10 protein-coding genes and 1 rRNA gene are annotated in these 13,265 nt (G+C 44.0%); all 11 read left to right on the top strand.

Annotation, left to right across the window (positions count from 1 at the left end):
• Positions 1-3 precede the first annotated feature (3 nt).
• Positions 4-1,812, top strand: coding sequence for a cache domain-containing sensor histidine kinase (locus EAI83_RS09410; RefSeq protein ID WP_015526628.1), 1,809 nt, complete (start codon positions 4-6; stop codon positions 1,810-1,812).
• The gene (locus tag EAI83_RS09415; protein ID WP_059086398.1) at positions 1,809-2,816 is read left to right on the top strand and encodes a sugar ABC transporter substrate-binding protein; all 1,008 of its coding nucleotides are present in this window, start codon (positions 1,809-1,811) and stop codon (positions 2,814-2,816) included. Before EAI83_RS09410 ends, EAI83_RS09415 begins: the two co-directional genes overlap by 4 nt.
• A 155-nt stretch (positions 2,817-2,971) precedes the next feature.
• The gene (locus EAI83_RS09420) at positions 2,972-4,528 is read left to right on the top strand and encodes a sugar ABC transporter ATP-binding protein (protein ID WP_015526626.1); all 1,557 of its coding nucleotides are present in this window, start codon (positions 2,972-2,974) and stop codon (positions 4,526-4,528) included.
• Positions 4,516-5,556, top strand: coding sequence for an ABC transporter permease (locus tag EAI83_RS09425; protein ID WP_015526625.1), 1,041 nt, complete (start codon positions 4,516-4,518; stop codon positions 5,554-5,556). Before EAI83_RS09420 ends, EAI83_RS09425 begins: the two co-directional genes overlap by 13 nt.
• Positions 5,553-6,578, top strand: coding sequence for an ABC transporter permease (locus tag EAI83_RS09430; RefSeq protein WP_059086396.1), 1,026 nt, complete (start codon positions 5,553-5,555; stop codon positions 6,576-6,578). The genes EAI83_RS09425 and EAI83_RS09430 overlap by 4 nt, the downstream gene beginning before the upstream one ends.
• Before the next feature lie 84 nt (positions 6,579-6,662).
• A complete protein-coding gene (locus EAI83_RS09435; RefSeq protein WP_015526623.1) occupies positions 6,663-7,919 on the top strand; it encodes a sugar ABC transporter substrate-binding protein in 1,257 nt (418 codons plus the stop codon).
• Between the two features lie 138 nt (positions 7,920-8,057).
• On the top strand, positions 8,058-8,807 hold the full coding sequence (locus EAI83_RS09440) for an alpha/beta hydrolase family protein (RefSeq protein WP_059086395.1): 750 nt from the start codon (positions 8,058-8,060) through the stop codon (positions 8,805-8,807).
• Positions 8,808-9,047: 240 nt separating this feature from the next.
• Complete coding sequence (locus tag EAI83_RS09445; RefSeq protein ID WP_015526621.1) at positions 9,048-10,418, top strand: putrescine aminotransferase; 1,371 nt, start codon at positions 9,048-9,050, stop codon at positions 10,416-10,418.
• Positions 10,419-10,596: 178 nt separating this feature from the next.
• Positions 10,597-10,941, top strand: coding sequence for a P-II family nitrogen regulator (locus tag EAI83_RS09450; protein ID WP_059086394.1), 345 nt, complete (start codon positions 10,597-10,599; stop codon positions 10,939-10,941).
• Between the two features lie 144 nt (positions 10,942-11,085).
• The gene (locus EAI83_RS09455) at positions 11,086-12,492 is read left to right on the top strand and encodes an APC family permease (RefSeq protein WP_059086393.1); all 1,407 of its coding nucleotides are present in this window, start codon (positions 11,086-11,088) and stop codon (positions 12,490-12,492) included.
• A gap of 483 nt (positions 12,493-12,975) precedes the next feature.
• A 16S ribosomal RNA gene (locus tag EAI83_RS09460) occupies positions 12,976-13,265 on the top strand; the annotation flags it as partial.

Consider the following 13,265-nt stretch of genomic DNA (forward strand, 5'->3'; position numbering starts at 1 on the left):
GCCATGAAGAAAAAACAGAAAAGCAGCCTGAAAAACCGGGCCCTGAGTCAGACAGCGGTGCTGATTATTGTTACCATGTGTATTATGGTTACTGTTTTTTATATGGTCTTTCATTCAAGGGCATTTAATGAACGGGGAAAGTACGAAGAAGAAAATCTGGTAAATATGGAAGCCTATCTGAACAGCTATCTGGAGGAAGTGGATTCCATTGCAAAAAATGTAAATTATAATTATTATCTTCAGGATTATCTGGAAACTGTGATCAAAGAAGAAGATGATTATGTGGATAGCGGAATCGGAAAAAATATGCGTTCTTATGAGATGAGCTCCCAGGCATTCAGTGACACCTTACTTTCCAGGGCAGATATTTCCTCCATTATGATTTTTGGAAAGAAAAAAATGCTCCTGAACAGATCTATGTATACCTATCAGAAGGTCGCATTGGATTATTCCAAGCTGGACTGGTATGCGAAGGCAGTGGCAAAGCCACAGGATGCAATTATCACAGGACCTAACAGACATTCATTTTTTGACACAGATGATGAGGTGATCTCACTGAGCAGGGAAGTCCAGAGCTATGAAAACGGAACCTTCCGAGGTGTGATCCTGATCAATCTGAATATGAATAAGATCACGGAGATCTGTAATTCTTTTCAGGAAAAACAGGAGAATTTTATATGTATTATAAATGATAAGGGCGAGCTGGTTTATGAGCAGCAAAATGGAAGAGAACGCTTCGCTTTTGATGAGAAGGAAAACCGTCAGGAGCTGAATACAGCACTTGGGAAAACGAAGGAGAGCTGTTTCAGGCTGAACTACAGAGGAGAGAAATATCTGGTAACCAGAACCGATATGAAAACAACAGGGTGGACTCTGGTAAGTATGGTTCCGTACAAGTCTGTGATGGCAGAAACAATGGCAATCAGTGGGGTAATGATCCTGGCTGTGGCAATTACTCTTATAGTAACCCTGCTTCTGCTTAACCGGATTCTTACAGGAGTAGTAAAGCCTCTGAAAAAACTGGAAAAATATATGGTTCAGGTTAATCCGGATAATATGGATCAGCGTATGGAAATTCTTACAGACGATGAGATCGGACATTTGTCAATGAAATTTAATCAGATGATGGACCGTATCCGGAATCTGAAAGAGCAGGTGATCGAAGAACAGGAAGATAAGCGAAAGTACGAGCTTCAGGCTCTGCAGGCACAGATCAATCCGCATTTTCTGTACAATACGCTGGATTCCATTATATGGATGGCAGAGACAAATGACTCAAATATCGTGGCAATGACAGAAGCACTGGCAAAGCTGTTCCGGATATCCCTGAACAAGGGAAATGAAGAAATCTCTCTGGAAAGGGAGCTGGAGCATGTGAAAAATTATCTGATCATTCAGAGTATGCGTTATGCAGATAAATTTACATATGAAATTTCAGCAGAGCCTGGTGTGGAACGGTGCAGGACGATAAAGCTGATCCTGCAGCCGATAGTGGAAAACTGTATTTATCATGGCATCAAAAAGAAACGAGGAACAGGAAAGATCACTATCCGGGCGTACAGGCGGGAACAGAATCTGATCATAGAAGTCAGCGATGACGGATGCGGAATGCCGGAAGAAATATGCAGGAAAATCCTTTCTGATGAGATCGAATCTGAGAATATCAGCGGTTCCGGAATCGGAGTCAAAAATGTAAATGAACGCATCCAGCTCCGTTTTGGAAAGAAATACGGTCTGAGCTATTCATCAGAAGAAGGCGTTGGAACGACAGTGACTTATGTTCTTCCATATAATGAGGGAGGCAGTATATGAATAAGAAGCATATGAAAAAAAGGCTCCTGATTTTTGCGGCGGCAATTTTGATGATAATAACGACAGTAACTGTTCATTATAAAACAGAAGTCAGATCTGAGGCAGCCGGTATAAAAACGCAGCAGGAAACAAAGAAAAAAATAATCGGTGCCACCCTTGCATCCAGTCAGGCCAGTTATCAGTATGCTATTGGAAATCTTCTTGTTGCAGAAGCAGAGAAAGATCCGGATTATAAGTTGGAAATCCAGTATGCAGAATGGAATGTAAAAAACCAGGAAGAGCAGATGAGGGATTTTATCCGGAGAAAGGTTGATGCCATCATTTTTTGTCCGGTTAATGCGAAATCCTATCTGAATGTACTTCGCGAGGCAAAGAACGCCGGAATCCCTGTGATCAATCTGAATATGAAGGTGGATACTGTATCTGCGGAATATATTACAACTTATGTAGGGGCAAGTATGTCGGAAGAGGCTGATCTGGCAGGTCAGCTGGTGGTGGAATGTCTTAATGGAAAAAAAGGAAAAGTGGGAATCATAGAAGGTTCTCAGGGAACAGATCCCCAGATTTACAGAACACAGACATTTCTGGAATATCTGTCCAGTTATCCGGACGTTGAAGTTGTGGGGATTGAAGAAGCCAACTGGTCCCGGGCAAAAGCAGGTCTGGCAGCATCCAGACTTCTTTCCCAGAATCCGGATATCAATGTATTTTACTGCCATGACAGCAATATGGCACTGGGAGTTTATGATATGCTGAAGGCAAGAGGAATACAGGACAAGATCCAGGTAATAGGAATTGGAAATGAAACAGAGCATATGGAAGCGGTAAAGAGTGGAAAGCTTTATGGTATTGTAACCCAGCCGCCGGAATATGAAGCGGAATATGCATGGAGCTGTGCAAAAAGAGCTGCTTCGGGAGAAATCCTGAGACTGTGGTATAAGAACCTGGTGGTAAGCCTTACAAAAGATAATATAGACACTTATTTCAGACCGTCACTGGATTAAAAAAAGGACTGTCACTGATGTGAAAAATAAGACTAAACCGATGAAAAAATTGAATTTCAATTTTCATCGGTTTTTCTTATTATACTAATAAATACTTCGTAATGATCGGATTTGTTACTCAGAAAGATGAACTGACATTGGCGGAGGTGTCATTCATGGGAAAGGAGATAAATATGAGCAGTGGAGTAAACAGCACGGGACAGACATATGCTCTGGATATGCAGAAGGTTTCAAAACGTTTTCCAGGTACACTGGCTGTTGATAAGGTAGATTTCCGTGTGAAAAAAGGTGAAGTGCATGCTCTGATGGGAGAGAATGGTGCGGGAAAATCAACTCTGATGAAAATGCTGAACGGTTTGTTTAATGACTATACAGGAGATATCTACATTAACGGAGAGAAGAAACTTCTCCATTCCCCGACAATGGCCAAGGAAGCAGGAATCGGAATGGTATATCAGGAACTTTCTCTTGCAAGAAGAATTTCCATTTATGAGAATCTTCTGGTGGGAAGACTTCCGAAGAAAGGTATTTTTGTAGATAAGAAGAAAGCAATTGAGGAGTCAAAGAAACTTCTTGCAAGAGTGGGACTGGATTATATTGATCCGACTATGGATGTTTCTGAAATCAGCCAGTGCGAAGCACAGCTTGTCGAGATTGCGAAAACTCTTGGCTTTAATCCATCCATTATTGTTATGGATGAGCCCACATCCGCTCTTTCCAGCGACGAGGTTGAACGCCTTTACAAGATCATCCGTCAGCTGAAGGCAGAGGGGCTTGCAGTGGTTTATATTTCCCATCACCTGGCAGAGATCTTTGAGATCGCAGACAATGTTACAGTTATGCGAGATGGTAAGCTGGTAGGCTCCTGTGCAGTAGCTGATACGAATCCGGACAAGCTGGTTGAGATGATGGTAGGAACTCCTGTAAAGAATTTCTATGAGAACCATAAATCCATGGTACAGGATGAAGTTGTACTGAAGGTTGAAGATTATACACACTGGGGATTTTTCCATCATGTAAACTTCGAGCTTCATAAGGGTGAAGTACTTGCTATCTGCGGACTGGCCGGGGCAGGAAGAACAGAGATCGCAAGAGCACTGATCGGTGTGGATAAGGCCGATGGTGGAAAAGTCTATATACATGGAAAAGAGACGCATTTCAGGAACTTCGGAGAAGCTATCGCCGGAGGACTTGGATATCTGACAGAGGATCGAAAAGTCGTAGGTCTGGCACTGAACCAGACAGTTGGTGATAATGTGACCTCCTGTATTATTGATCGGAATTCCAACGGTATTTTCTACAATCAGAAGAAACTGAACGGACTGATTGATGAGAAGATCAATGAGATGAGCGTTTATCCGGCAGACAGAGACCGTCTGGTAAACAGCTTCTCCGGTGGAAACCAACAGAAGGTGCTGATGGCCAAATGGCTGGCAGCAGGTGTTGATATCCTGATCCTGGATGAACCTACACGAGGTGTTGATGTTAATGCCAAGCAGGTTATCCATAATGTAGTTAAGGATTATGTATCAAAAGGCAATTCCGTAATTCTTCTTTCTTCTGACCTTCCGGAAGTTGTGGGACTTGCAGACAGAGCAGTGATCTTACGTGAAGGACATACGATCGGAATGATCCGGAAAAAAGATATGACGGAAAATTCAATACTGATTGCAGCTAATGGGGAGGGAGAGTTCGTATCATGTCAGAAGTAAATAAAAATGGAAATACTGCCGCTCCAAAGGTAGATACAAGAAAAACAGAGATCAACAAAGCCAGCCTGATCTTTAATCAGCTTGGCATCTGGATCATTGTTGCAGGACTTATCATTCTGGGAATGATCATTTCGAAAGGACAGTTCTTCGGAAAAAGTAATATCCAGTCTATTCTGGAAGCAGTAGCCCTGACCGGTATGGTCTGTGCAGGACTGTTCTACGTTACATATTCAGGAAACATGACAGATATGTCTGTGCCGATCACAATGGCATTCGGCGGAGTTATGGCAGTACAGTGCATTAACTTCGGTTTTGTGGGATCTATTATTGCAGGACTTCTTGCAGGTGCCCTGATCGGTCTGATCAACGGTTTCATGATCGGTAAGATGAGAGCCAACGCCATCATCTGGACACTGGCGGTAAATCTTTTGATATCCGGTGTCATACGAGTAGTATGGCAGGGAAAAATGCTCTACGCAGAGGATATCGCGAAAGAGAGCATGCAGTCATCTGCTGAAAAGTTTTACGCGATTTCCAGAACCTATATCGGTGGAGCAATCTCCCTGATGGCAATCGTTATGCTGGTTATGTTTGTGATCTCATGGGTGATTCACACAAAAACAGCATTCGGACAGAAACTGAAGATCATCGGTACCAATTATGAAGTAGCGAAATTTTCAGGAATCAACTGTACAAAACAGATCATTATCGCATATGTGATCAATGGTCTCTGCAGCGCAACAGCTGGTATCTTTTATGCAGCTCTCAGAAAATGTGCTTCCTACGAAAACGGAACCGGTTATGATTTTGATGCTCTGACTGCGATCCTTCTGGGTGGCGTTTCCCTGAACGGTGGAAAAGGAAGTATTGTTGGAACCTTCGGTGGTGTTCTTGCTTATGGTATCCTCAACAATATTCTTTCCTGGATCGGTCTTGGGACATACACCAAGTATCTTGTCCAGGGTATCGTATTCCTGTTCATCGTATGGTTAAACACACATTCAAACAGAAAGTTGGGTAAAGCATGATGGAGAAGAAATTTAAGCTGAATGCAGCAATGATCAACAAAAACCGCGCATTTTTATTACTTGCGATCGTACTTTTCTGTGGACTGTTTGTGGACAATTTCTATACAGCCTACAATATCCGGGCAGTAACAGGTAACGGAAGTCTTGTTATCTGGCTGGGACTTGGATTTACTATCGTCCTCATTGCAGGGCATATGGATATGACAGTTATGTACATGTCAACCTTTGCAGCACTTCTTACACTTGGGCTTCACAGCAACCAGAAGCTTCCGTGGGCAATCTGCATTCTCATCGGTGCTCTGATGGGTGTTGTAAACGGCCTGATCATGGGACTGCTTGTTACAAAGCTGAAGATCCACGCATTTATCGCAAGTATCGGTATGCAGCTGGTTCTCAAGGGAATCATGTATGTGTACTGTAACGGAAGTGAGCTGAGTATCGGAAGAGATTATGATCTGAATGAGAAGCTGAATAATCAGCTGCTTCCATTTCTTCCATTCTCAACGTACTTTATTATCACAACACTTTTTGTAATCCTGGTAATTGTAATTCTTCGTTACACAAGACTTGGAAGAAATATCCATATGGTAGGTGGCAATGCAGAGACAGCATGGCTTGCAGGTATCCACAGTGACCGTGTTGTAATAGCAGCATTTATCATTTCCGGACTTGCAGCAGGACTTGGCGGAGCATTGAACGGAATCTATTCCGGCGCGGCGAATGTAACCATGGGTGAAAAAGGAATCTCACCTTTCTATATGGCATTTACAGCAACTGTTATCGGTGGAACAGATATCTACGGCGGCAAAGGAAGCGTAGGCTGGACCTACATTTCTCTTCTGATGATCGCGTTCCTGAAATCTCTCTGTAAATCCACAGAGCTTCAGGTACTGGTTATCGGTGCAGCACTTGTGCTTTGCCTGATCTATGAGACAGTTGCAAAATACAATAAAGATAAGATCCTTGGACGTCGTCCGAATCTTCATCTGGAACATCTCAAAGAGATGAAAGGTGCAAAATAAGTAATGAAAAATAATAGGGGAAATTAAAAGCGGAGGGAGCTTTTAATAAAATAAAAACTATATAAGGTATAGGAGGAAGAAAACATGATGAAAAAGAGACTGGCGGTTCTGTTATGTGGTGCTATGTTGTTAGGTACGGGGTCTGTAGCATTTGCAGAGGAGAACACAGACGCCCAGGCAACTGAGGCAGAGGCAAGTGATGAGAGTGCAGAAGAGGAAGCAGTAGAAGTTCCGGACGCTGCAAAAGATTCTTACGACAAACTGCAGGAAGCAGAAAAAACATTAAAAACAACAGATGACCATCTCATGATGGAAGCACCGCTTAGCTTCGATGTTCCGGAAGTAGACGGAGATGCTGCATATTGTGAAGACAATTACGAAGAGACAGATGCCAATCACTGGCATTACAAAGAGTATCTTGACTGGGACGAGGCAAATGATGCAAAATTCCCGGAGTCACCGGCAGATGGACAGGAAGGCAAAAAAGTTATCCTGATCGTTCATGGTGCACATGCCTGGACAACATGCTACACAGAGGCTTTCCAGAAAGCATGTGATGCAGTCGGAATGGAAGTAACTGTTTATGATCCAAACTGGGATCAGGGAAATCAGGACAGCTACATTGACCAGGCGATCAACGAGCATCCGGATGCAATCGCATTGATTCCGCTTTCCGCTGACCATGCAACACAGCAGTTCAAGAAGATCACAGACGCTGGAATCCCGGCATTCTGTGTAAATACAACACCAGAAGCAGAAGCTATGAACTACATCATTTCCTACACTGGCCCGAATGACTGGTACCAGATGAGAACACTTGCCGATATGCTTGGCGAGAAGATGGAAGGCAAAGGAGGAGTTGCTTACATTACACATAACGTAGGTGGATCTCCTTACTATGCACGCTGCTATGGACCTATGACAGAGCTTGCTGAGAAATATCCGGATATCGAGACACTTGATATCCAGTCTCCTGGATTTGAGGCTTCCAAGGTTAAACAGGTCGTATCCGACTGGATCACAAAATATGGCGATAAATTAAATGCTATCGTTCTTGCAGATGACTCTGACCAGGCTATCGGTGCAGCTGAGGCTTGCGAGGCAGCAGGACGTGACGATATCGTAATCGTTGCAGCTGGTATCTCCAAACAGGGTCTTGATCTTGTAAAAGACGGAAAACTTTATGGTATGTCCTATCAGACCTGCCAGGGTGATGCTGGTCTTGCAGTTCGTACAATCTCCGAGTGGTTCTGTGGCATTGATGTAAACCGTGTAAACTATCTGAGAACAGACGTTGTTACTTCTGAGAACACAGCAGACTTTGAGCCGTGCCAGTGGTAATAAAAAAGAATAAACATGTCTGCTGATGCGGATGTCTGGATGCCGTCTCCTTTGAGGGAGGCGGCATTTTCAAACTGTGGATTGTGAAGAGCTTATGCAGCAGTGGCTTGTGTGGGCATGAATAATGGAGGTAATGGAATGAAAGCAGAAGAAGTTAGGATCTCCGAATGGGAAGGATATCAGAGAAAGGATTTTAAACTGGATGGCCATGAGTGTATCCTGGTCATGCCGAAAGAAGTGCATCCGGGAAAACCATGGGTATGGCGCGCAGAGTTTTTCGGAGCTTTTGATTATGCAGACAGAGCACTTCTTGAAAAAGGCTGGCATATTGCATATATGATGATCAGCGACATGTACGGATGCCCGGAATCCATAAGCCTTATGGAAATGTTTTATCAGTATATCACAGAGGAAGAAGGCCTTAATAAAAAAGCAGATCTTTTCGGCTTCAGCCGAGGCGGTCTTTATTCTGTCAATTATACGGTGAAAAATCCTGAAACGATCTCCACGCTGTATCTGGATGCGCCGGTTATGAATGTGACGAGCTGGCCGGGAGGATATGGAGCAAGTGAGCGTTATTCGAAAGAATGGGAAGAGTGTAAGGCAGTTTATCATCTCACAGATGAGAATGCTCTGGAGTTTAGGGGGAATCCTCTGGACAAAATGCCTCAGCTTCTTAAAGCGGGGATCAGGATCATGCTGGTAGCGGGTGCGGTTGACAGTGTTGTGCCTTATCAGGAAAACGGTGCCAATCTGGTCAGATATTATGAGGAAAACGGCGGCCAGATCAAAGTGATCGTAAAACCGGACTGTGACCATCATCCGCACAGTCTGGAAGATCCTGCACCGATCGTAGAGTATATTGCAGATAATTTCGAGAGAAACTGAGAAGAGATATACTTAAAAACAAGTATGCCTACCAGAAACTAATCATAAACAGCCAGAAATTAAGAATTGTACACATTGGCTGACCGGGGTACAATATAGGCAATTCAAAAAACAATTAAACGAAATGCAAAGGCGCATTTGTTGTAGAAATACAGCGAATGCGCCTGTTTTTTTACCAGAATGAACGCAGGATGCAGAGGCAGATCGCGGGATGATTTTCAGAAAGAGAGGGAATGTATTATGGCAAAGAGCGAACAGGTAATCAAAGATCTTGATAGAGTGATCGGACTGATCAACACAGATATGAAAGATATTCCGGCAGAGGAGAAAAAACAGATGGTGGCAGATACCATCGATCATTTTGACAACTATGTAAGCCCGGGCTGGCTGAAATACCGTAAATCTGTTTCTTCTGACTCTGAGCAGGGTGCAGTTCTTGAGTGGCAGGATGAAGGAGCTTATTGCTATGGACTGAACGGAGAAAAATTTATCGACTGTCTTGGCGGCTTCGGTATTTACACCTGTGGTCACAGAAATCCGGAGATTCTGAAAACCGTAAAAGCGCAGCTTGATCATCAGGCACTTCATTCTCAGGAACTTCTTGATCCGCTTCGTGGATATCTTGCAAAAGCACTTGCAGATATCACACCTGGCGACCTGCAGTACTGCTTCTTCACAAACGGCGGTGCAGAGGCCGTTGAGATGGCTCTGAAGCTTGCACGTATCGCAACCGGCGGAAGATGGTTCATTTCCACAGTAGGTGCTTTCCATGGCAAGAGCATGGGTGCAATCTCCATGGGTGGTAAAAGTACATACCGTACTCCTTATATTCCGATGGTACAGCAGGTACAGCATGTGCAGTATGGTATTGCAGATGATGTAAGAAAAGCGATCAAGAACCTTCAGGCAGTTGGAGAGAAGGTTGCCGGTGTGATCCTTGAGCCGATCCAGGGCGAGGCTGGCGTTATCGTTCCTCCGGCAGGATACCTTCAGGAGGTTCGTGAGATCTGTGATGAGACAGGTGTGGCGCTGATCTTTGATGAAATCCAGACAGGTATGGGACGTACCGGTACAATGTGGAGATGTGAGGCAGAGGGTGTTACACCGGATATCATGACATATGGTAAAGCTTTCGGCGGCGGTATCATGCCGATCACAGGTATCATCTGTAAACCGAAGATGTGGGTTCAGGATCTGATCGACAACCCATGGCTTCTTGGCTCTCCTACATTTGGCGGAAACCCGGTATGCTGTGCAGCAGCTATCGCAACTATCAAATATATGCTTGAAAATGATATCCCGGGTGTCTGCAAAAGTAAAGGTGAGATCCTGAAAGCAGGACTTCAGAGCCTTGCGGAAAAATATCCTGAGATCATCCAGGAGGTTCGTGGTACAGGTCTTATGCTTGCAGTTGAGTTCCATACATGTGAGCTTGGCTATGAGACTGCAAAGGGTCTGTTTGCAAGACGTGTCATGACAGCAGGAACACTTGTTAATGCGAAAACCATCCGTTTCGAGCCTACAGCTGTTATCTCCGAACAGGATATCAAGGATGTTATCTCCAGAATGGACGAGGCTCTTGCTGATACAAAGAAAGAACTTAATGTATAAGATAAGACAGAATTTTACAGAGAGTATTTTTTATGCGGAAAGGCATCGGCTTAGCTGGGCTGATGTCTTTTCTGAATGAATTACAAAGCATTTATATTGATGGATATGCTGCAGAGATAGACGTGAATATCTGAGTTAATGATCAATGTATTTTTTCAGAAAGGGATGATATTATAAGATGAGCTTATGCAGAATAGAAGTCATCACAAGCCTTGCAAAATTTTCCAGCCTGAAATCTGCACTTAGTAAAGCCGGTGTCAGAGGTATGACTGTTATGCAGGTGCTTGGATGTGGCGTTGAAAAAGGTACCCGTGAGTACGAGGTGGATGAAAATTACGAGATGGAGCTCCTTCCGAAGCAGCAGATCAGTGTTGTGGTAAAAAAGGAGCAGGTGGATAAGATTGTGGAAGTGATCAAGCATGAGCTTTATACTGGGCATATTGGCGATGGCAAAATTTTTATCTACGATATTGATAATGTGATCCGTGTAAGAACGGGTGATGAAGGTGTAGATGCTCTGTAAAGGGTAAGCAGAGAATCGTGATGGCAGGCGAGGGTGTCCGCAGATAAAGCGGAACTTCGCCTGTTTCTATGTTGTCTGTTTTGGGCTGCTAAACGAATGCGGATCGCGAATATCCGTCTGACTTATTGGGAGGTGACTGGGATTATGAGTGAAGATAAGAAATTAGGGCTGGGAAGTGTTGTATCTATATCAGTAGGGTTGGTCATTGCCACCAGCTGTCTGGTCTCACTGGGGCAGGGTGCAGGTACGGTTGGTGTTGTGTTTATTTTTTCCATGATTATTGCGTGTCTTTTGAATATGACTACGGTGGCTTCGCTTTCGGAGTTGAATGCCATTATGCCGAATACGACGGGTGGCCTGGCGCAGTATACGCTGGCATGTCTGGGGCCTTTTCCCACGCTGATCTCCATGGTGGGCGGTTATCTGCTCTGTAATATTTTGTCCTCTGGTGTGGAGGCTTCGATTTTTTCCTATGCGATGGCGCAGACGATCAAGCTGCCGGTTCCCAGTATTGCGTATACGCTGATCATGACCATTGTGATCATGATCGCAAATCTTCGTGGTGTGGATATGTTTGCAAAGATCCAGGATCTGGTCGCGTTTCTTCTGGTTGGTTCCATGATCATCATGGGACTGATCGGTATGCTTAAGCTGGGGACAGGGCAGGTGGTTTCGCAGCCGTATACAATGGCCACGAAGCCTTCGGAGCTGTTTTCTGCTACAGCTACGGCGTTCTGGCTATTTATCGGGGCGGAGTATGTGATCCCGGTTTCCAAGAGTGTTAAGAATGCGAAGAGGAATGTTCCTCTTGGTATGATCATAGGTCTTGCTCTGATCTGTGGTGTGCAGTCGATCATGGTGTTTGGTTTTCATAATTATACGCCATGGCAGGAGCTTATGGATTCCCCGGCTCCGCATCTGCTTTACGGAGAAAATCTTCTTGGCAGTGCAGGTAAGATCTGGATGACTTTGGTGGCTGCGCTTGCAGTTGTGAGTACGCAGAATTCTACGGTGAATGGTCTGGCGAGTATCTGCCAGGGGATGGCGAAGATGAATATGATGCCGAGGATTTTTGCGAAGACGAATAAGCACGGGGTTCCCTGGTGTGGCGTTGTATTTGTCAGTGTGACGATTTTTATTTTTGCACTGATCAGTAATGATTCTTCTTCTATTATTTCGTTCCTGATCCTGGTGGGTTCGGTGTTCTGGATGATTTCTTATGTGCTGGCGCATGTGGATGTGCTGATTCTGAGAAAGCGGATGCCGAAGGTGCCGAGGAGCTTCAGGGTTCCTGGTGGGCCGGTGTTTCCGCTTGTTGGTATTGCGGGGACGTGTTATATGATCCTGAATATTTCTTCTGATCCGGTGGAGCGGAATATGATCTGGCTGGTTGTGGTGATCACTTTTGTGGTTCTGGCGGTTTATTCTTTCTGGTGGATCAGGACTAGGATGAAGATGCCGGTGTTTAAGAGTGTGCCGATCCAGAAGGTTATGGCGATGGAGAATGAGTTGTTTTATACGATCCGGAAGAGAAAGGGGATTTGGAGATAGTGTGGTGGAAGGACGCTGCTTTTATTGGCAGCGTCTTTCTTAATAAACGGGATAAACGAAATATTTTAAAAAAATTGAATTTTATGGTTGACAAGCATAACTCCCAGTGGTATTATAACTGAGCTGTCGCAAATAATTGTTTTTGAAAAACAAACAATTAAAAAGAATTTCAGAAAAATGAAATTCATAGTTGACAAAAGACAGAAGATATGATAAAGTATCCGAGTCGCCAACAAAGCGGCAACAAAATCTTAACTCAAAAATGTTTGAAAAAACTTAAAAAAGTGCTTGACAAACAAAAAGAGATGAGATAGAATAAACGAGCTGTCTGAGAGACAGACACAACAAACCTTGATAACTAAACAGTGAAACACATACGATTCTCGAAAATTTCTTTACATTTAAAGAACGGTTTAAACAAACCAAAAGCAGTAAAAACGAGAGATAGCCAAACGGTTGTCTTGAGTAAATGAATCAAACATTTTATCAGAGAGTTTGATCCTGGCTCAGGATGAACGCTGGCGGCGTGCTTAACACATGCAAGTCGAACGGGAATTACTTTATTGAAACTTCGGTCGATTTAATTTAATTCTAGTGGCGGACGGGTGAGTAACGCGTGGGTAACCTGCCTTGTACAGGGGGATAACAGTCAGAAATGGCTGCTAATACCGCATAAGCGCACAGGACCGCATGGTCCGGTGTGAAAAACTCCGGTGGTATAAGATGGACCCGCGTTGGATTAGCTAGTTGGTGAGGTAACGGCCCACCAAGGC

Origin of the sequence: Blautia sp. aa_0143, assembly GCF_004167315.1 — a bacterium.
Taxonomy (GTDB): domain Bacteria; phylum Bacillota; class Clostridia; order Lachnospirales; family Lachnospiraceae; genus Blautia_A; species Blautia_A fusiformis.